The sequence below is a fragment of the Pseudomonas sp. EA_105y_Pfl2_R69 genome (genome assembly GCF_963970915.1).
Lineage (GTDB): Bacteria > Pseudomonadota > Gammaproteobacteria > Pseudomonadales > Pseudomonadaceae > Aquipseudomonas.
Genome location: NZ_CAXAOO010000007.1, coordinates 16,195 through 36,379, shown reverse-complemented (window position 1 = coordinate 36,379; position 20,185 = coordinate 16,195). Strand labels below are relative to the sequence as shown.

Here is a 20,185-nt window from a genome sequence, read left to right as displayed (position 1 = left end):
GGAGGGCCGCTGTCTCGGCCGCGGGCGGCGGAGTACGATCAGGCTGCTCTGGTGCTTCAGACATATAGATTTCCGTAAGGACGATGTAGCAACCGCAACGGTTGGCTAGGCGGCCTGAGGGCCACGCTCCAGGCGCGGGCCTTCAGGCCAGACGGGTTCAGGCAGGATCCGCGCTGGTGACCCGCGCGGTCCGAATAAACAGTGCGCGCAGCTTCTCCCAGAAATTGCCCCCCAGGACAAAGAAGCTGCCGATCAGCAAAGCATCGCCGAGCATCTGCAGTGCCCAGCTATTGGGCCGCAGACCGGGAGCGACAGCATCGATATAGGGTTCGAGAAAGGACGAAATAAGCGGCAGGCAGAACATCACCAGGCCAATACGATGGCGCAGCGGGCCAATTTCAACCTCGGTGCTCGGCACCATCGAAGACATATAGCCGTAGATATGCTGCTTCAACTCCTGAAAACCCGCCTTGCCCATGATGGCGATGACCAGCAGCAGGAGAATTTTATTGAGAATAAACAGCGCCCCCGAGAGCGCCGCCACCTTGGAGCCTGGCACATCCGCTGCGGCCGCCAGCGGCACCAGAAGCCACAGAGCCGGGATCAAACAGATAATCGCAATGCCAAGCTTGAAGCGCCAATGGGCGGATGTGGGCTGGACTGTGTTCTGCGCTGTACTCATTGAGTCGTACCTTCCCTTGCAATTTTTTTTGGCCTTAAACCCCGCAACTATCGGCTAAATATCGAGAACAAAACAAGCCTGACTAAGCTTTATTGAGCTGCGCAGGCGAGCCGCTGAGCCGCTGGCAGCAACCGCTGGGCGGTATCAGGAGCGGCTTTCCAGGTTGGCTCGTGAGACGTAAACAGGGAGCAAGAAACTCACCGAGTGCGAACGCCGAAGCATAGTGGGACATGGCGAAAGCGCCTGCTGGGCTCTGCCGCGTTCGAATCAGCGGCTGGCGGTTTCCGGCAGCTTGGCGATCACCTTGATCTCGAACTGGAAGCCATACAGCCAGGTCACGCCGACGGCGGTTATGGTCGGGTGCGGCGCGCTACCCCAGAATTCCGGGACCACTTTCCAGATCCTTTCGAACGTCGCTTGCGGATCGACCATAAAGACGGTCACGTCGACCACATCATCAAAGCTGCCGCCGGCGGCTCCCAGAATCGCATTCAGGTTGTTGAACGCAGTGCGCACCTGCGCCTCCAGCTCGGGTTCGGGTGAGCCGTCTTCACGGCTACCGACTTGTCCCGAGACAAACAAGAAGCCATTGCTGCGGATCGCCGGGGAATAGCGATTGCGCTCATAAAGCGCCTGGCGGCCTGGCGGGAATACAACGTCACGCTGGTTCATGGGTACCTCCATCATGGGGTCGGTAGCGCCCCGATTTGTTAACGATGAAGAGACTGTAGGGCGTTGCGTTAGGCCGATAAACCAGCAACTCTGGCTATCACTGTTTGTAGAATCCAAACAATCCAGGCGACGATGGGATAGAAAATGGACCGTTTCGATGCGATGCAGGCATTTGCCCGTGTGGTGGAGGCAGGCAGCTTTACCAAGGCGGCCGAAACCCTGCATATGAGCAAAACCAGCGTGACCCAGCTGGTGCAGCAACTGGAGGCGCGCTTGCGCGTCAAGTTGCTCAACCGCACCACCCGCAAGGTCAACCTGACGGCTGATGGAGCGGTCTACTACGAGCGCGTGCTAAGGCTGCTGGACGATCTGGACGATGCCGAAACCAGCCTGTCCGGTGCTTCATCGGTGCCCAGAGGTCGGCTGCGGGTGGATGTACCCAGCCCGCTGGCCAGCATGATTCTTGTGCCGGCATTGCCGGCGTTTCATGCGCGCTACCCCGATATCCAGATCGATATGGGCGTCAGCGACCGTATCGTCGACCTGATTGGCGAGAAGGTGGATTGTGTCGTGCGCGGGGGCGAGCTGACGGATCAGTCGCTGATGGCACGAAGGGTCGGCGACCTGCAGCTGGGCGTTTATGCCGCGCCGAGCTACTTGCAACGCTTGGGCACGCCCGCGCACCCGCGCGAACTGGAAGACTCGCCGCATCGTATCGTCGGCTTCCTCTGGGCACGCACCGGCAAAGCCCTGCCGTATGCCATGCACAGCAACGGCGAGCGTATTCATATCCAGGGCCGCTACGTGCTGGCGGTGGACGATGGCAACGCCTATCTGGCGGCCGGTCTGGCGGGCATGGGGATTCTTTGGCTGCCGGATTATATGTCCGCGCCCCATGTGGCGCAGGGCCAGTTGGTCCCCCTGTTCGAGGGCTGGCGTCTCGATCCGATGCCGCTGTACGTGGCGTTTCCGCCGAACCGGCATATCAGCATCAAGCTGCGCGTATTTATCGAGTGGGTCGCCGAGCTGATGGCGCAGCATGCGCCGCTCGCCAACCGGCTCGGGGGGCGATAGGCGCTTAAGTGTGAGGGCCTGCTTGCGTAGGATGCGCCGTGTGTTCAGCCGGGAGGCATAGGTAACAGGTGTCGGGAGACACAGGTGGTTATACAGTGGCCACCGTAATTGGGGACCACCGCGCCTGTAATTGGGGGGGGGGTGAGCATGTGTGGGCGTCGAAACGCTCGACAATTGCGGTGCCGCGCGCTTCGACTGCCTTGATCGCGGCTGGCCATTCTTGGGCCTGAAGCAGGGGCACGGTCGGTAGGGTTAAAAGCGAAACCATGACCGGGAGATTGATCAGGGTTTTCATGGTTAGTGGGCCTTCTTCAATACTTCAAGTGCGTGAGCCAGGCTGGCGCGGGAGAGCTCACCCAGGTGGCTGCCCACCTGGCGACCTTCGGCGTCGTAGAACAGGGTGCTGGGCAGCGCCATGGAGCCGACGTGCTGGCCCATGCGGCCGCCGCTGTCGAGCAGCACGTTGTCCAGCCCCAGGGCTTCGGCATCCAGATACTGGTTAACCACACCCTGGCCTTCACCCTGGTTGACGAACAGCAGGGTCAGCTCGAGGTTATCGCGCTGCGCTTCGGCCAACACCGGCATTTCGCGGCGGCACGGCGGGCACCAGCTGGCCCAGAGGTTGACTATCACGGGCTTGCCGACATAGTCCTCCAGCGCCACGGTGGTGCCGTTGATGTCTCTAAAGGACAGCGGTGGCAGGCGGGTGCCTTGCTCCAGCCCTTGCAGGGTCAGGCTGCCTAGGCCCCAGCTCAACACTCCTACCGCCAATGCGCAGGCCAGCGGCTTTCTGATGGCCTGCGTGCGCCAGGCTTGCCAGGCACCTAGCAGCAGGGCTGCCAGTAGGCCGGGCCAGGCGATAAAGCCGCCGTCACGGATATCCAGAGCCTGCCAAGGTTGGTCGCGGTAGTGCTCGAAGTAGACGGCAACGAAGGCCAGCCGGGCGACCAGCAGGGCCACCAACAGCAAACGAAACAGCTGTTTCTCGGGATTTACCGCGCTACGCCGACCAACATACCAACCGGTGAAAATCGCCAACAGCAGGCTGATCATCAACAGCACATGGGCGGTGCTGAGTGCCAGCGGCCCGATATCGATCGTTAACATCAACCACGCTCCTGGGTATTGATCCAAATTTGCAGAAACGGCTCGGCATCCACCTTGAGCGGCTGTATGGCGGCGGCCCTCAGCAGCATCGCCATGCCTCAGGCTCCGCAGTCAACCTGAGTGTGCGGGGATAATACCTGCTTTAGCGTGCGCGACTCAGGGGCTGGCGTGGCCACGGACCAGCTGGCTCGATGACCGAGCGCCTCTGGCGTATCCCCACCGCTGAAGGCCGCGGCCTTGGACCTGCTAGCCCGGCTAGCGGCTGTCGCAAGGACGGATCGCAGAGGGTGATCAACCGGGCTTCAACATCCGAGGAAGAGCGCGATGCGGATTATTGATCTAGCCTACCTGGATGGTGGCAGCCTGTATGGCTATGCCATGACAGGCTAGTGCCTCAGGCACGAGGCCTTATATTCACGGATGTGGCTCGGCGGACGATGACAGGCAGCCTGATGGATTGGGCATCGTCAGGCCGCTCGAACAGGGAGGTAGGACAGGGATGATCCAGTTGAACGATACACAGACCGATGTGCTCTGGAGCGTATTCGTCTATATCGGCGAGAACTGGGGGACCGCGGCCAACTGCTCGATGCCTCAGGCGCAGTTTCACCAGGCGCTTCAGTGGCAGGTACAGCGGGACTCGGCCTATCTGGGCTATTACCAGCAGACGATTGCTGAGTACCAACGATTGCTCGCGCAATACGGCTCTCCGCCGCCTGCGTTGGCCGCCTTGCTGGCCGAAAATCGCTACCAGTCATCCAACCCGAGCAATATCGCCAACTTTGTGCTGTTGGAGTTTATGCGCTGGAACATCGCATTCGGTGGGTTCAGAACCTTCGGGTTCGTGAATTACAACGGCTGGATGGGCGGTGGAAGTTTCCTGCAAACGCCGCCGCCTTATCGGGCGCTCGCGAGCAGCGGGACGGCAGACGACGGGCGTTCGAGCCAAGGAGGCGGCGATGTCTGAATCGAGAAGAGAATCGGCCAATATCGTGATCGTTGGCTCGGGCCTGGCGGGCAGCCTTATGGCCCGTTATTTTTCTGCGCTGGATGGCGTCGTTATTCTGGATTGCGGCCCCGGTATCCCCATGGCCGATCCGGGATGGTGGTTCCATCAGGTGGCGCGGGGCGGTGGAACCAGCAATGCGCCTTACGCCGCCTATTACGATCAACCCGACGACTTCGTCGCCACTGGCGAGCATCCCTGGAATATCGTGGGGGGACGGATCTTCGGGGCGGGCGGCACCACCCTGCATTGGGGCGGTTGGGTGCCTCGATTTATGCCCGAGGACTTCGCTCTTTACAGCAATACCGGCCAGGGGATCGACTGGCCCTTCGGCTACAACGACCTGGAGCCTTTCTACACTCAGGCAGAGCAGTACCTCGGTGCCAGCGGTAATTCGGACGACCAGCAGCCTCCGCGCAGCCGGCCTTATCCCTATGGCGCGGCACCCTATCCGATCTCGGCGGGGCCTTTCATCAAGGCATTCGAGCAACTGGGGATCGGTTACGGCCATCTGCCCATGGCGCGCTATGGCAAAGCCCAGGGCGAAGTCGGGCCTTGTAGGACCACCGGCACCTGCGACTATTGTCCGGTAGGCGGGCGTTTCACCGGCGACCAGCCGCTGGCGCTGCTGAGCGGCAATGCCCATGTGAGTCTGCGCCTCGACGCCGTGGTGACGGCTATCCGCATGCGTAGCAAGCAGCAGGTTGCCGGCGTCACCTACACCGATCTGAAGACAGGCTGCAGCGTGGAGTTGGACGCCCAGGCCGTGATTCTGTGCGGCGGCGCTTTCGAGATTCCCAAGCTGCTGCAGACCTCGAGGTCCAGCTTCTGGCCGAACGGCATCGGCAACGACAGCGATCTGGTCGGGCGTTTCGTCAGTGCAACGCAGTTCTTCTTCGCCTCGGGGATACGGGCCAACCCCCTGACGTTCGAGGAGGAGCTGGGGTTTCCCAGCCTGTGCTCGCGGGCCTTCGATACGCCGGCCTACCAGCGCAAGGGCAAGTTCTTTATCTCGATGAACTACGAGACGCCGAATACCGATCTGGGACTGTTGATGGCCCAGGGGCAGACTGCGGAGCAGATCCGCGCGGCCTGCAGCGCCCCCGCGGCGTTTCAGCTCTACGGCAATCTCTCGGCGCTGCCGCAGCATGGCAATCGCGTCAGCGCGACCACGGGTTATACGCGCTTCGGCCTGCCGCGCACGCTCATCGATACGCCTATGCCGCTCTACGATCCCGCGGCCGCGCAGGGCTACGTGGGGATACTGCAGCACGTACTGACCAAGATGGGGTGCCAGAACGTCACCTGGGGAACCTATCCGCAACGCGGCGACCATGTGGCGTGCACCACACGCATGGCCAACGATGAGAGCGCCGGCGTGGTCAGCCCGGAGCTGCAGGTGTTCGGCGTGGACAATCTGTTTGTCGTCAGCAACAGCGTGATGCCGACGCTACCGGCCGCCAACCCGACACTGACCCTGGTCGCCCTGGCGATGCGGGTGATGTACGGCAATACAGCTCTGGCGCGCCTGACGGGCAACTCGTCCGCGCGGGTTCCTGCGCAGGTCGCACTATGACCGGCACGCTGAACTTCCACTGCATCATCCCCGACGATGCCGAGCAAACCGGCAAGAGGTTCTATGCCGAATTGTTTCCCGAGTGGCATTTCCGCCACCAACCGCCGAACGCTTTCTGGGAAATCACCGGTGCCGACGGCTGTACTCCGCAGACTGCGTATCTAGCCATCATGGCTGGCCCCGGTACGCCAGCAACGCCGGTGCAGTACTACAGCGTGACTGGCATTGACGCTTACCTGGCGCGCGCGCAAGCGTTGGGTGCCAGGGTGGTGATGGGCAAGACGCCGGTACCGGGCGTGGGCTACTTTGCCGAGCTGCGCGACCCGCTGAGCAATGCCTTCGGCCTTTGGCAAGACGACAAGAGCGTGCAGTAGAAGCCTTCCGAAAAGACGGGCGCTGCATCTCTCCGTGCAGCATGTAGAGACGCTGCCAGGTGCGTGGCGTGAAGCCTCTGCCTGTACGCGCCCGAACATGCGTGATCCATGCGAAGGAGCGTGTATATGTGGCAGTTTCAGAGTATCAACAACCCGCAAGGCCTGGCCTTGTGGTTCAGCGACGGTCTGCCGCTGGAGACGATGCGCGGCGGTAAAGGTGTGTCCTGCCGGTTGATCGTGGCCGGCCAGGGATTCTTGGACGTTACCGACTTTCAGAACGGTTTCCCTACCGGGCCGGTCATGGATTTCGTCGACTTCAACGGCGCGACTCTCGACTACACCCCGGCACCCAGCGTAACGCTGGCGCTGACGCTGCCCGGCGACGGCAGTTTCAGCGTGGCCAGGGCGGGGGCGGGGAGTGCGCTGTCCGGCCGCCTGAAACCCTTGCCGGCAGTATCCGCCGAGGACGCCGCGTACCTCGACCGGATGATTGCCGAAAAATACGTGCCTTATCAGAACATCCCGGACGCGCCTGGCAAGACTACTGCGCAGATCGAGGCGCTTGGTCAGCAGCTGTTCCCGTTTTCGCCGTACAGCTTCCAGTTGGCGATGGCGGTCTACGATTGGACGACCGCCTCGTTCACGCGCCTGGTGCTGATGAAAATCTTCGAATACAGCGCGATGGGCGAACCGCCTTATCCCCTGGACCAACCCAGCATCGCGGCAGCGATATGGGCGTCGAACTGGGGCACCTACACGCCGCAGAACGTCGATTACATGAACTCCTTTATGATGACACCGGCCTCGTCGCTGGAGGATGTGCAGGCGCAACTGGCGCAGGTCGCTTCCGAGCTGCAGCGTTTCAGCGCCACCGAGAACCGGCTGTTGAGCGCTGCTTTCGAGGCCATGCCGCGCACCAGCCTCGTCAGTCAGCCGCTTCTGTTCAGTGGCCAGGTGGATATCTCCCAGCTGGGCACCGAGCACTTCGGCATCGAGTTTCTCCAGTGCCCGCTAAATGCAGGGCCAACCAGCGTCAGCCTGGAGATTCCGTTGCAGGCAGCACTGGACACCTATCTCCAGCCTGGCCTGTTGATCACCACCAAGATGGTCTGGAGCTTCGGCGATTCGCTGGATGAGGCGATGACCTACCAGAACGGTATCGTCCTGGTTGCCGAGCCGCCCGCAGGTGCCTGGGTCTGGGATACGGCAAGCTATATCACGCCGCTCTCGGACGACCCGACGAAGGTCGAGTACACCTTCGCCCCAGGTACGACGTTCCGCATCCTGGCGGTGGAGCAATCGGTGGTCCAGGGCAAGAACATCTGCACCATTACCCTGCAACCACAGAGCGGGCCATAGCGCCCACCTCGATGTGAATGGCCGTTCTGCCTCCTTGCCTGGCTAAAGACCAGTAGCCACCTGGGACTGATCGTCCCGTCTGCCGTGCTGGCTCTGGAGCGTAACCTGGTCATTAACCCCAACCACCAGGCCGTAAAGCAGATCAAGGTTGTCGAGGTGTACGACTGTATCTATGACCCGCGCACGTTCAGCGGCCAAAACGGACGTTAATAGGGGGCCGGCAGTGCCGGTTAAGCCTTCAGCGCAGCCTCGATCGCAGCAATGTCGATCTTTCGCATATTCATCATGGCTGCAAACGCACGCTTGGCCGCCGCACGATCAGGATTGGCGATCGCGGCGGTCAATACCCGTGGCGTGATCTGCCACGATAGGCCCCATTTATCCTTGCACCAGCCGCATGCGCTTTCCTCGCCGCCGTTCTCGACAATCGCGTTCCACAAGCGGTCCGTTTCGGCTTGGTCGTCAGTGGCCACCTGAAACGAGAACGCCTCGTTATGCTTGAACACCGGCCCCCCGTTCAGGCCCAGGCAGGGGATGCCCATCAGGCTGAACTCAACCGTCAGGACATCACCCTGCTTGCCCGCAGGATAGTCGCCAGGCGCGCGATGGACCGCGCCTACCGCGCTGTCCGGGAACGTCTTGGCGTAGAAGGTCGCAGCCTCCAGCGCGGTACCGTCGTACCAGAGGCAAATCATATTTTTGCTGATCATCCTGGTTCTCCAGTATTGGGATTGCCCCGTGGATTCTAGCCGCGAAGATAGCCTGGAGTAGCGGCAGAGCATGCTTGATGCCTACTGTCGAATTGGAACAGGTGGTCGGTGGTAGGCAGAAAGCGGTCAGAAGCAGTCATCCGGCAATGTCTGTTGAAGGTAGCTCCAGCACCCGCTGCAAGGTTGCATCTACTGCCAGCAAGGCCCCTTCCATGTATCCCCCTTGTTCGCCGCCAGCCTCGCTACCGACCAGAGCCAGCCGATCTACCCAAGGACGTTCAAACGCTTTGGTTAAATCGTGAAGGCTATGCCAACGAGGGGGTGTTTGGTCAGCCGCCGTTGCAGTGAGTGGGTCTGCAGCCCAGTCCTGAACCCTGTCTTCCAATGGAGTGCCCGCCTCCTCGCCGAACAGGCGAATCAGCTGCGTCCGGCACAGGGCTCGGAGTTCCGCGTCGCTGAACTGTTCTCGCCGGGCAGCGTCGATGGCAAAGAACCCGAACAGCGCCGCAGCTTCGCCATTGCTTGCATCGTGGATTTCACCGAGCGGGCCGACGGTACTGAACGCGTCACCCGACAACTTCTGTTCGCGCCAGAATGGTTGCGAATAACGCGCTACATACTTGGCATGCGCCGCCATCCAGGTCGGCACTGCGCACAGTTGCCCTATGCTGCCTTGTGACAATTGCGGTGCGAATGCGATGCGGCTTGCGAGACGTGGCGGTATAGCGAGCCAAATGTGGCTGTAAGAGTGTGGTTCGCAATATCCGGCGCTAAGACGCAGCGCTATGCCGGTCTCGTCCAGTGTGGCTGCAAGCACCTGTGTGTTGAGATGGATGCAATCGCTGGGCAAGTTGGCTGCCAGCGCATCGATCAGCCGAATCGTGCCGCCGCCTATACGCATCGATAAATTCCCCGAGGGATAGCCCTGGCGGCGCATTAGCTGTCCCAGCCCGCGTTCGAGCAGCGCATCGCCCTGCTCGTGTTGCGCGAACGAGGACAGGCCCAGCTCGGCTACCAGGCCATGCATGTGGGGTTGAAAGTCCGGCCAAAACCAAGCTGGCCCTAGATCAAGACCTCCTTCCGTTGAATGGATGCGGCCGCCCAGGCGGTTACGCGCTTCGAACAGGTCAAAGTCGATTCCGGCCTTGTGTAGACGGTAAGCGGCATAAACGCCGGCCAGGCCAGCGCCGACGATGGCGATCTTTTGCTTGCGCATGAATGACTCCAGCAAAACAAAAAAGCGGGTGCAATGAGGCACCCGCAGATCATCACGGCTTGTCGAAGGCCGCGACGGCGTCGAACACCCGAGCACTGTAGGTCAGCGCTGCCCCGGCGTTCAGTGCGATGGCCACGCTCAAGGCCTCGGCAATTTCTTCCCTGGTCGCGCCATGCTTCAGCGCTGCCTGGGTGTGTACCGAGATACAACCATCGCAACGAGTCGTCACTGCGACGCACAGTGCGATCAGCTCATGGGTTTTCGGCTCCAGGTGCTTGGCTGGCACGCTCCCGAGCGTGTTCAGCCCGCGCATAGCCTCCGGAGCCAACTTGCCGAACTCACCGACGCGGTTCATAAGGTTGGCGAAATAGTCTTTCCAGCTCTTCATCTGCATGGGTCCTTTAGTTCCGGCCAGCGGTGACGCCACCATCGACAGGCAGTACGGTGCCGGTGATCCAGGAGGCTTGTTCCGAGGCGAGGAACAAGATGGCCGACGCCACATCGCCAGGTTGGCCGTTGCGCCCCAGCGGGTGGAAGGCGTTGAAGGTCGGCAGCACTTCCTTGACCTGCTCCGCATCCATAAAGGTGCCGTATACCGGAGTCTCGACAACGGCCGGGGCTACGGTGTTGATGCGGATATTCGAGGCGGCCAGCTCGATGGCCAGGTTGCGGGTCAGGGCATGCACGCCGGCATTGGCGGCGGAGTAAGCAGCCGAGGGTGTGGCACCGATAGCCTGGATGGCCCACAGCGAGCCGGTTTGTACGATGGCACCACCACCGCGCTGCTGCATGGCCTTGGCTGCAGCCTGGGCCATGAAGAATTTGCCCTTGAGGATGGTATCGAGAAACCAGTCGTACTCGGCCGGATTTACTTCCAGGAACGGCTTCGGATTGAAGACCCCGGCGTTGTTGACCAGGATGTCCACACCACCGAACTCACTTACCGCCAAATCGACCAGCGCCTGAGCGGTGGAGGGTTGGGCGATGTCGCCGGCCAAGGTACGCACATGGCTGCCACTGGCATCGATCTCGCGGGCAGCCTGCGCCAGTTTGACCGCGTCGCGACCGCCGATAATTACCGACGCGCCAGCTTCCACCAGACGCTTGGCAACTTCCTTGCCGATGCCCGAACTGCCGCCGGTGACGATGGCTACCTTGTTAGAAAAACTTTTCATATTCTGACCTCTTCAGTGGTGCTGAGCGCAAGGAATGATGGCTATCCAGGCCTTGAGGAAGCTCCGACATCTGCTATCTTGGCGATGTCTGGCTGCCGACCTGATGCGCATTGTTGATTCACCCGGCATCCCCAACAACGCATAAGATTTTTCCTCACGAGATAGAATTTCTTTCAATGACGACACCTGCTTACCTCAATGCCCTGCGCGCCTTCGAAGCCGCGGCGCGCCATCAGAGCTTTTCTGCCGCCGCAGCTGAGCTGAACGTCACTCCAGCGGCGGTGGGGCAACAGGTGCGTAATCTGGAGTCGTGGCTCGGCATCGCCCTGTTCACTCGCGCAGCCAGTGGCTCTGCACGTCTGCTGCTGACTGACGCGGCTCGGTCGGCGCTGCCCGATATCCGAGAGGGATTCGAGCGGCTGAACTTGGGCTTGGCTCGGCTCAAGGATGCAGGCGTGCATGCCGAACTGACCATCACCGTAAGCCCAGCCTTCGCGTCGAAATGGCTGCTACCGCGCATCGAGCGTTTCCAGCAGGCCTATCCGGATCTGGACGTACTACTGGACACCAACTCACGGTCGGTGGATTTCCAGGCTGAACGCATCGATGTCGGCGTGCGCTACGGTGCCGGCAACTGGCCCGGCCTGAGTGCCGTTCGCCTGATGGACGAAGTGATTTTTCCGGTCTGCGCGCCGGGCTATCCGCTATTGGAAGACGGTCGCCTGCCGCCCGAGGCGATATCACGCTGCACGCTGATCCATGATCTGACGATGGCCAGCTCCCCCGACTATCCAACCTGGCGAATGTGGCTGGATGCTTCAGGCAATGGCCATGTGAAGACAGATCACGGTCTGCGCATCAACAACTCGGCAGCCGTGCTGCAAGCGACGATAGACGGTCAGGGGCTGGCGTTGGCGCGCAGCGTGATGGTCAAGGACGATCTGGAGGCGGGTCGGTTGATTCGTCCCTTCGCCGATAAAGGCCTGGATTGCCCGCTGACTCAGGCCTATTACGTGGTGTGTCGCCCCGAGAGTGGTGAACTACCGAAAGTGCAGGCCTTCCGCGACTGGTTGCTCAGCGAAGTCGCCAAGGTTGCGTCAGATACCTAAATCTGGTGCAGCATCCTTAACCCACAGGCGGGCACCGCCAGTGCCTGCCTTGGCCTCGAATGGCATGCCCGGCGGCAGCCGCATCCAGCTCAGTGGTTGCAACAGAAAATCCTCTCCAGCAACCGCACCGTCGAGCACCAGTAACTCCAGCCCACGCGGATTGGAAAGCTCTATGCGTGCATTGGCCTGAATCGCCTGTATCCAGACGCGCTCATGGCGATTCTCGAACAACAACTGGTCGCCGTGGACGTTCAATTCGGTGGCGAGTTGCTCGCGGTCTTCGCTGTGGAACTGGCGCAACCGCACAAAGATCATGCAGCCTTTGCTCGCCCCTGGGGTATGCCGGCTGCCAGGCGGATTACGCACGTAGCTGCCGGCGGGATAGCGACCATGTTCATCCTCGAACACGCCATCGATGACCAGAAACTCCTCGCCACCCGAGTGCAAGTGCGCGCTGAAATGGCTTCCCGGTGCGTAGCGCACCAGGCTGGTGGCTCGCGCTTGCTCACCTCCCAGGCGATATAGCGGGCGCCGCTCTACACCAGGCAGTGGGCTGGCGGTCCAGGGCAAGCTAGCGCCGTGCATGATCGCGCGCTGCGAGAGGTCGTTGTTCAAGCGCTCTGGAATCACAGTCTGGCCCTATTACCGACCACCAGCATCTGTGTAGTCAGTGTGTGGTTGAAGGGTATCCCGCTCCGAAACTGGGGCAGGTCGGCTTCGTCGATGCCTGGCGCATATGATCCTGGCAATAGAGGCTACGGGCGACCGAAGTATTCTTCCCCACCTGCAAAGAAAATCTTCGTGGGGCAGCACCGCTCAACAAAGACCGTTCAAATGACAGGCAACTATTGGCCGCGTTCTGCCTGTCACCGCCCCGGCTATCCGACCATCCCACTGTAAACCCCGCTTTCGCAAACGGCTTTATCTTCCGCAAATAAAAAAGCCCCACGGCAAGGAGCAACTGCCGTGGGGCGGGAAGGGGTTGGCAAGCCAACCGGGGGAGAGTCGGTAAGCGCGTCAGGCGTTAGGCTGCCAGCCGCCGCCAAGGGACTTGTAGATGGCGACTATGCCGCGATACAGCTCGACTTCCGCCTGGGCCTGGGCGTCTTCGGCGCTTAGGCGTTCGCGTTCGGCGTCCAGCAGGACGAGGAAGTCCACTTCACCTTCGCGGTAGCGCACCCGGGCTTGTTCGGCGGCGGCGCGGCTGGCTTCGGATTGGCGCAGCAGGGCCAGCAGGCGTTGTTGGCGTTTGCCGTAGTCGCTAAAGGCGTTGGCCGATTCCTCCAGGGCCAGCAGCACCTGTTGCTCATAGTTGGCCAGTGCGCCATCTGCTTCGGCTTCGGCCCCGCGCAGGCGTGCACGCACGCTGCCCAGGTCAAACGCTGCCCAACTGATGGTCGGGGCCAGGCCCCAGGCTTGCGCAGCAGATGAGCCCAGCTGCGAGCCACGCCCGGCGGTAAAGCCGAGGAAGCCGGATAGGCTCACCCGTGGAAACAGGTCCGCCGTGGCCACACCGATATTGGCGGTGGCGGCGGCCAGTTGCCGTTCGGCGGCGCGGATATCCGGACGGCGGCGCAGCAACTCGCCGGGGTCGCCAACGGGCAGAGCCTTGGCGATGGCGGGCAGGTCCTGAGCCGAGAGGTCCACGCTGAGTTGGTCCGGGCGCTGGCCGAGCAGGGTGGCGATGCGGTGCTTGGCGCGCTGCTGCTCGGCCTGCAGTTGCGGCAGGCTGGCTTCGGTGCCAGCCAGGCGTGCGTCGCTGCGCAGTACATCCAGCTGGCTACCGACGCCGGCTTCACGCAGTTGCTCGGTGATGGCGCGGGATTCCTGCTGGTTTTTCAGGTTATCGCGGGCGATACGTTCACGCAGTTGCGCGCCGCGCAGGCTGCCGTAGGCATCCACCAGTTCGGCGATCAGGCTGACCTGCAGTTGCTGGTAATCCGCTTCGGCCACGTCCAGCTCGGCATCGCTGGCTTCCAGTTGGCGCTGGATGCGGCCAAACAGATCCAGCTCCCAGAGCATGTCCAGGCCCAGGTCGTAACGTTCGCCGCGAACACGTTGCTCGGTCACGCCAGGTTGCTGGGCCTTGCCGAATTCACCACTGGCGCGGCTGGTGATGGTCGGCAACTGATCGTTGCCGAGATCATCACGAATGGCCTGTGCTGCCAGCAGGCGGGCAAAGGCCACGCGCAGTTGGCGGTTTTCCTGCAGCGATTGTTGCACCAGCTGGTTGAGGGTCGGGTCGTCGAACTGCTGCCACCAGCTGGCTTCGAAACGCGAGCGGTCGTAGCTGTTGCTTTGCGCGCTGCTCAGCTGGGCATCTCCGGTCTGCGGGGCCTGGTAGTCCGGGCCGACGGCGCAGGCGGTCAGCGCCAGGGTCAACAGGCTGATGGCCAGCGGCTTGGCGTTAAGAGGCTTCATACCTGCACCTCCTGCAAGCGTGCCACTTTCTGAGCTTCACGCTTTTCCACAAAAGCGCGGATCAGCACATAGAACACTGGGGTCAGCAGCAAGCCAAAGAAGGTCACGCCGAGCATGCCGCTGAACACTGCCACACCCATGGCATGGCGCATTTCCGCGCCGGCACCGGAGGACAGCACCAGGGGCACCACACCCATGATGAAGGCGAAACTGGTCATCAGAATCGGCCGCAGACGCAGGCGGCAGGCTTCCAGTACCGCGCTGACGCGGTCCATGCCTTCTTCCTGTTTTTCCTTGGCGAACTCGACAATCAGGATGGCGTTCTTACAGGCCAATCCCACCAGTACGATCAAGCCGATCTGGGTAAAGATGTTGTTGTCGCCTCCTGCCAGGATCACCCCGGTAATGGCCGACAGCAGGGTCATCGGCACGATCAGGATCACCGCCAGCGGCAGGCTCCAGCTTTCGTACTGGGCGGCCAGTACCAGGAAGGCCAGCAGTACGCAGAGTGGGAAGACGAAGATCGCGCTGTTACCGGCGAGGATCTGCTGGTAGGTCAGGTCGGTCCACTCGAAGCTCATGCCGTTGGGCAGTTCTTCCTTGAGCAGCTGGGCAATCGCCGCCTCAGCCTGGCCCGAACTGTAGCCGGGGGCTGCCGCGCCGTTGATTTCCGCGGTGAGGAAGCCGTTGTAGTGCATCACCCGATCCGGGCCGGAACTGGCGCTGACCTTGAGGAAAGCCGACAGCGGGACCATTTCACCTCGGTTGTTGCGCACCTTCAGCTGGCCGATCTGCTCCGGCTCCAGGCGGAACTGCTGCTCGGCTTGCACGTTTACCTGATAGGTACGGCCAAAACGGTTGAAGTCGTTGGCGTACAGCGAACCCAGGTAGATCTGCATGGTGTCGAAGATGTCGCTGATCGCCACGCCATGGGTCTTGGCCTTTTCACGGTCAATCGCTGCATCGATCTGCGGCACATTCACCTGGTAGCTGGTGAACACCGACATCGGGTCCAGTTCCGGCAGCTGGCGGGCTTTGGCGATAACGTTCTGGGTCTGCACGTACAGCTCGTCATAGCCCAGGTTGCCACGGTCCTGTACCTGCAGGCGGAAGCCGCCGATGGTGCCCAGACCCTGTACCGGCGGTGGTGGGAAGATCGCCAGATAAGCTTCCTGAATAGAACTGAGCTGGCCGTTAAGCTCAGCGGCAATGGCCCCGGCGGACATGCTCTCATCCTTGCGCTGATCGAAATCTTTCAGGGCGACGAAGACGATGCCGCTGTTCGGGCTGTTGGTGAAGCCGTTGATCGACAGGCCTGGGAAGGCAATGGTGTTTTCCACACCGGGGTGCTTGCCGGCGATGTCCGACATCTGTTTCATCACCGCTTCGGTGCGATCCAGGGTCGCCGCATCCGGCAACTGAGCGAAGGCCACCAGGTACTGCTTGTCCTGCGCCGGCACGAAGCCGGTTGGCGTCGTGGCGAAGCCCAGGTAGGTCAGACCCATCAGCCCGGCATAGACGAACAGGGCGATACCACTGCCGCGTAATACGCGTTTTACGGTGCCGACATAGCCATGGCTGGCGCGGTCGAATACGCGGTTGAACGGTGCGAACAACCAGCCACCGAACAGTTTATCGAGCAGTTTGGAGAAGCCATCCTTCGGCGCGTCGTGGCTTTTCAGCAATACGGCAGCCAGGGCAGGGGACAGGGTCAGCGAGTTGATCGCCGAGATCACCGTGGAGATGGCAATCGTCAGGGCAAACTGTTGATAGAACTGTCCGCTCAGCCCGGAGATAAAGGCCGTGGGGATAAACACCGCGCACAGCACCAGAGCCGTTGCGACGATGGGGCCGGTGACTTCCTTCATCGCCTGCTTGGTGGCTTCCACCGGGGTTTTGCCCAGCCCGATATTGCGCTCGACGTTTTCCACCACGACGATGGCGTCATCCACCACGATGCCGATGGCCAGCACCAGGCCGAACAGCGACAGCGCGTTGAGCGAGAAACCGAACATATGCATCACGGCGAAGGTGCCGATTAACGACACCGGCACGGCGGCCAGCGGGATGATCGAGGCGCGCCAGGTTTGCAGGAACAGAATCACCACCAGCACCACCAGGATGATGGCTTCGAGCAGGGTGTGAACCACCGCCTCGATGGAGCCACGCACGAAGATGGTTGGGTCATAGACGATTTCGTAGTCCACGCCCTGAGGGAAGCTCTGCTTCAGCTCGGCCATGCGCTCACGCACCGCATCGGAAATCTCGATGGCGTTGGAGCCGGGGCGCTGGAATACCGGGATGGCGACTGCGGGTTTGTTGTTGAGCAGGGAGCGCAGGGCGTACTGGCTGGAGCCCAGTTCGATCCGCGCGATGTCTTTCAGGCGGGTGATTTCGCCGTTTTCACCGGCGCGGACGATGATGTTTTCGAACTCTTCCTCGGTGACCAGGCGGCCCTGAGTATTGATCGACAACTGGAAGCTGTTGCCTGCATCCGACGGCGGCGCACCCAGTGAGCCGGCAGCGACCTGACGGTTTTGCTCACGGATGGCGTTGACCACGTCCGCAGCCGTCAGGTTGCGCGAGGCCACCTTGTTCGGGTCCAGCCACACGCGCAGCGAGTAGTTGCCCAGACCGAACAGCTGCACATCGCCGATGCCATCGAGACGCGCCAGCTCATCCTTGATGTTCAACGCGGCGTAGTTGGACAGATACAGCATGTCGTAGCGGTCGTCCGGCGAGGTCAGGTGCACGACCATGGTCAGGTCGGGCGAGGCCTTGTCCACTGTTACGCCGAGACGCTGCACTTCAGTGGGCAGGGTCGGCATGGTGCGGGTCACGCGGTTCTGCACCTGCACCTGAGCTTTGTCCAGATCGGTGCCCAGGGCGAAGGTCAGGGTCAGGGTCATCTTGCCGTCGGCCGTACCCTGGGACGACATATAGAGCATGCCTTCCACACCGGTAATTGCCTGCTCCAGCGGCGAGGCAACGGTCTCACCGATCACCTTAGGGTTAGCACCGGGGAAGGTGGCGCGGACCACCACGGTAGGCGGCACCACTTCCGGGTATTCACTGATCGGTAACTGGAACAGCGAGATGGCGCCGCTGATCAGGATCAGCAGTGAGAGCACGGCGGCGAAGATCGGCCGCTGAATAAAGAATTGCGAGAAGTTCATTGGAGGGTCCTCGGGCGCTGGTGCGCACAGCGCACCCTACGAGTCGGATGATCGGGTAGGGTGCGCTGCGCGCACCAAGGCGTCTTGTCAGCCGCGCGGCTTGCCATTGTTGATGTCTTGTTTGGCGACCCGTGGGGCATCACGGTCCTCCACGGATTGGCGCAGGCGGGCCAGCTGGGCGAGGGTGGCCTCGTCGGCCATGGGCACGCTTTGCGGATCAACGGTGGAGCCGGGGAAGGCGCGCTGCAGGCCGTTGACCACGATCTTCTCGCCCTTGGCCAGACCGCTACGCACGATGCGCAGGCCTTCCAGCTTCGGCCCCAGTTCGATGCGGCGGTACTGCACGGCATTGTCCTTATCGAGCACCAGGACGAATTTCTTGCCCAGATCCGTGCCAACCGCTTCATCCTTGATCAGCGCAGCGGCGTACTGACTACTGCCGACCAATTTCAGGCGTGCGTAGAGGCCCGGGGTGAAGCGTCCGTCTCGGTTGTCGAACACCGCACGGCCACGGATGGTGCCGGTCTGTGGGTTGACCTGATTGTCGAGAAAATTCAGCTCGCCCAGGTGCGGGTGGCCGTCTTCGCTGGACAGCCCCAGGTACACCGGGCTGGCATCGCGGGTCTGGCCGCCGGCCTGGCGGGCCAGCTCGACATACTTGAGGAACACCCGCTCATCGGCATCGAAATAGGCGTAAACCTTGTCGGTGCTGACCAGGGTGGTGAGCAGGCTTTGCCCGCCAGTGACCAGGTTGCCCTCGGTGATTTCCGCCCGGCTGACGCGGCCATCGATCGGCGCGGTAACCCGAGTAAAGCTGAGGTTGAGGCGCGCGTTTTCCAGTTCGGCCTGGATGCCGGCGGTAACGGCCCGGGCTTCCTGGGCAGCGCTGGCGCGGGCGTCGGCCAGTTCCGCGGAAATTGCATTGCTCTTGCGCAAACGCTCGCCACGGCTGGCTTCGCTCTGGGTCCGTGCCTGGCTGGCGCGGGCCTGCTGCAATTGGGCTTCGAGGCGTTTGACCTCAGCCTGGAACGGTCGCGGGTCGATCTGGAACAGCAGGTCGCCTTTGCTCACCAGGCTGCCTTCGGCGAAGGCGACCTGATCAATAAAGCCGGACACCCGTGGACGAACCTCCACCGATTCGGGGGCCTCCAGGCGGCCGGTGAACTCGTCCCACTCGTTGATCGGTTGTTCGATGACTTCGGCCACGCTGACTTTCGCCGCGGGCATCTGCTGCATGGCTTCCGGAGCCTGGCCGCAGGCGCTGAGCAACAAGGTGGCCGTCAGGGTCAGGGGCAATATCCAGATATGCTTGTGTGGCTGTTCCATGGGGTGACTCCGCCAGTCCGATTTGTGAATGAGCGGAGTCTGCCGCGCGGGGCCATGGGTGCCGAATCGAACGGGGCGAAGATAAGTATCAGTCTTAGTGATGGTTGCCCGACTTGTATCGATAATGGCGATTGTGAACAAAGGCCTGGGTCGGATGGGCGAGAACCTATCCTAGGTTCTCCAGCAACGCTGCGTTACAGGCTGTCCGGATCGCCGCAGAACATCTGGATCCGCGAGCGCAGCCAACGCTCGGCCGGGTCGTTGTCCTGGGCACCGCGCCAGGCCATATGCAGTTCGAAGGTCTGCGCCGGAATGGGCAGTTCCTCGGCGCGCACGCCGCCGGCGGAGGTCAGGGCTGCAGCGGTGTAATCCGGCACGGTGGCGAGAATATCGGTGCCGGAGAGCAGGGTACCGAGACCGTTGAACTGGGGCAGGGCGAGTACCACCCGGCGCTTGCGCCCGAGTCTCTCCAGTTCACGGTCGATAAAACCACTGAGGTCGCCGGCAAAGGACACCAGCGCGTGGGGCCGTGAGCAGAAGTCATCCAGGCTCAGTGGCCCGGGCACGGTGTCGGCGCGTAACAGTTTCGGTTTGCTGCGGCGCAGCACCTTGCGTTTGGCATTGGCCGGCAGTTCATCGGTGTAGGCCACGCCCACGGAAATCTCGCCAGAGGCCAGCAAGGACGGCATCAGCAAATAGTTGGTGCGGCGAATCACCAGCACCACCCCCGGCGCTTCCGCGCGCAGGCGCTTGATCAGCGGTGGCAACAGGCCGAATTCGACGTCATCCGACAGGCCAATGCGAAACACCGCAGTGCTGGTTGCGGGGTGAAAATCGGCCGCCCGGCTGACCGCGGTGGAGATCGAGTCCAGCGCCGGCGAGAGCAGGGCGGCGATCTCCATGGCCCGGGCGGTGGGTTCCATGCTGCGGCCGGTACGCACGAACAGCGGGTCGTCGAACAGGCTGCGCAGGCGGGCGAGGGCGGCGCTGATGGCCGGCTGGCCGAGAAACAGTTTTTCCGCCGCGCGGGTCACACTGCGCTCGTGCATCAATGTTTCGAAGACGATCAGCAGATTGAGATCGACGCGGCGCAGGTCGTTACGGTTCATCCGGGGTCCATTCAGGCGAGGCGGCTTCAGTGCAGGCGTATCAGGCTAATGCCGAATGCCGCCGGCAGGCAATACATGGATGCGAATGATGCG

General features: G+C 61.9%; 18 protein-coding genes. 6 read left to right on the top strand and 12 right to left on the bottom strand.

The window, feature by feature from the left end; translation table 11 throughout:
- Positions 1–157: 157 nt before the first annotated feature.
- Both AACY13_RS18400 and AACY13_RS18395 read right to left on the bottom strand, forming a co-directional pair.
- Positions 158–682, bottom strand: a complete 525-nt coding sequence (locus AACY13_RS18400; RefSeq protein ID WP_339463028.1) for a transporter suffix domain-containing protein — start codon at positions 680–682, stop codon at positions 158–160.
- A gap of 267 nt (positions 683–949) precedes the next feature.
- Positions 950–1,354: a RidA family protein gene (locus AACY13_RS18395; protein WP_339463027.1), complete on the bottom strand. Its 405-nt coding sequence runs from the start codon at positions 1,352–1,354 to the stop codon at positions 950–952.
- A 144-nt stretch (positions 1,355–1,498) separates the two neighbouring features.
- Here AACY13_RS18395 and AACY13_RS18390 point away from each other — a divergent pair, with 144 nt between their 5' ends.
- Positions 1,499–2,428 carry a LysR family transcriptional regulator gene (locus AACY13_RS18390; protein WP_339463026.1) on the top strand — a complete coding sequence of 310 codons (930 nt, stop codon included), beginning with the start codon at positions 1,499–1,501 and terminating at the stop codon, positions 2,426–2,428.
- Between the two features lie 297 nt (positions 2,429–2,725).
- Here the strand turns inward: AACY13_RS18390 and AACY13_RS18385 are convergent, their stop codons facing one another.
- The gene (locus AACY13_RS18385) at positions 2,726–3,535 is read right to left on the bottom strand and encodes a TlpA family protein disulfide reductase (protein ID WP_339463025.1); all 810 of its coding nucleotides are present in this window, start codon (positions 3,533–3,535) and stop codon (positions 2,726–2,728) included.
- A 499-nt stretch (positions 3,536–4,034) separates the two neighbouring features.
- Between AACY13_RS18385 and AACY13_RS18380 the strand changes: the two genes are divergently transcribed.
- The 4 genes from AACY13_RS18380 (at position 4,035) to AACY13_RS18365 (ending at position 7,850) form a co-directional block, all read left to right on the top strand.
- Positions 4,035–4,502: a hypothetical protein gene (locus tag AACY13_RS18380; RefSeq protein ID WP_339463024.1), complete on the top strand. Its 468-nt coding sequence runs from the start codon at positions 4,035–4,037 to the stop codon at positions 4,500–4,502.
- A complete protein-coding gene (locus AACY13_RS18375) occupies positions 4,495–6,117 on the top strand; it encodes a GMC family oxidoreductase (protein ID WP_339463023.1) in 1,623 nt (540 codons plus the stop codon). Before AACY13_RS18380 ends, AACY13_RS18375 begins: the two co-directional genes overlap by 8 nt.
- Positions 6,114–6,491, top strand: a complete 378-nt coding sequence (locus AACY13_RS18370; RefSeq protein WP_339463022.1) for a VOC family protein — start codon at positions 6,114–6,116, stop codon at positions 6,489–6,491. Before AACY13_RS18375 ends, AACY13_RS18370 begins: the two co-directional genes overlap by 4 nt.
- A gap of 126 nt (positions 6,492–6,617) precedes the next feature.
- A complete protein-coding gene (locus AACY13_RS18365; RefSeq protein ID WP_339463021.1) occupies positions 6,618–7,850 on the top strand; it encodes a hypothetical protein in 1,233 nt (410 codons plus the stop codon).
- 230 nt (positions 7,851–8,080) lie between these two features.
- Here AACY13_RS18365 and AACY13_RS18360 read toward each other — a convergent pair whose 3' ends face one another.
- The 4 genes from AACY13_RS18360 to AACY13_RS18345 form a co-directional block, all read right to left on the bottom strand.
- Positions 8,081–8,560, bottom strand: coding sequence for a VOC family protein (locus AACY13_RS18360; protein ID WP_339463020.1), 480 nt, complete (start codon positions 8,558–8,560; stop codon positions 8,081–8,083).
- A gap of 136 nt (positions 8,561–8,696) precedes the next feature.
- Entirely contained in the window at positions 8,697–9,776 is a 1,080-nt protein-coding gene (locus tag AACY13_RS18355) for a flavin monoamine oxidase family protein (RefSeq protein WP_339463019.1), read from the bottom strand.
- 52 nt (positions 9,777–9,828) lie between these two features.
- Positions 9,829–10,164: a carboxymuconolactone decarboxylase family protein gene (locus AACY13_RS18350; RefSeq protein ID WP_339463018.1), complete on the bottom strand. Its 336-nt coding sequence runs from the start codon at positions 10,162–10,164 to the stop codon at positions 9,829–9,831.
- A gap of 13 nt (positions 10,165–10,177) precedes the next feature.
- The gene (locus tag AACY13_RS18345) at positions 10,178–10,951 is read right to left on the bottom strand and encodes an SDR family NAD(P)-dependent oxidoreductase (protein ID WP_339463017.1); all 774 of its coding nucleotides are present in this window, start codon (positions 10,949–10,951) and stop codon (positions 10,178–10,180) included.
- A gap of 176 nt (positions 10,952–11,127) precedes the next feature.
- Here AACY13_RS18345 and gcvA point away from each other — a divergent pair, with 176 nt between their 5' ends.
- Complete coding sequence (gene gcvA / locus AACY13_RS18340) at positions 11,128–12,060, top strand: transcriptional regulator GcvA (protein WP_339463016.1); 933 nt, start codon at positions 11,128–11,130, stop codon at positions 12,058–12,060.
- On the opposite strand, the gene AACY13_RS18335 is transcribed toward gcvA, so the two are convergent.
- From AACY13_RS18335 to AACY13_RS18315, 5 genes are all read right to left on the bottom strand, one after another.
- On the bottom strand, positions 12,049–12,675 hold the full coding sequence (locus AACY13_RS18335; protein WP_339463015.1) for a cupin domain-containing protein: 627 nt from the start codon (positions 12,673–12,675) through the stop codon (positions 12,049–12,051). The two genes, gcvA and AACY13_RS18335, sit on opposite strands and share 12 nt — an antisense overlap.
- 402 nt (positions 12,676–13,077) lie before the next feature.
- On the bottom strand, positions 13,078–14,481 hold the full coding sequence (locus AACY13_RS18330; protein WP_339463014.1) for a TolC family protein: 1,404 nt from the start codon (positions 14,479–14,481) through the stop codon (positions 13,078–13,080).
- A complete protein-coding gene (locus AACY13_RS18325) occupies positions 14,478–17,657 on the bottom strand; it encodes an efflux RND transporter permease subunit (protein ID WP_339463013.1) in 3,180 nt (1,059 codons plus the stop codon). The genes AACY13_RS18330 and AACY13_RS18325 overlap by 4 nt, the downstream gene beginning before the upstream one ends.
- Positions 17,658–17,744: 87 nt before the next feature.
- Positions 17,745–18,983: a multidrug efflux RND transporter periplasmic adaptor subunit MexE gene (gene mexE, locus AACY13_RS18320; RefSeq protein ID WP_339463012.1), complete on the bottom strand. Its 1,239-nt coding sequence runs from the start codon at positions 18,981–18,983 to the stop codon at positions 17,745–17,747.
- 194 nt (positions 18,984–19,177) lie between these two features.
- Positions 19,178–20,092: a LysR family transcriptional regulator gene (locus tag AACY13_RS18315; RefSeq protein WP_339463011.1), complete on the bottom strand. Its 915-nt coding sequence runs from the start codon at positions 20,090–20,092 to the stop codon at positions 19,178–19,180.
- Positions 20,093–20,185: the final 93 nt, after the last annotated feature.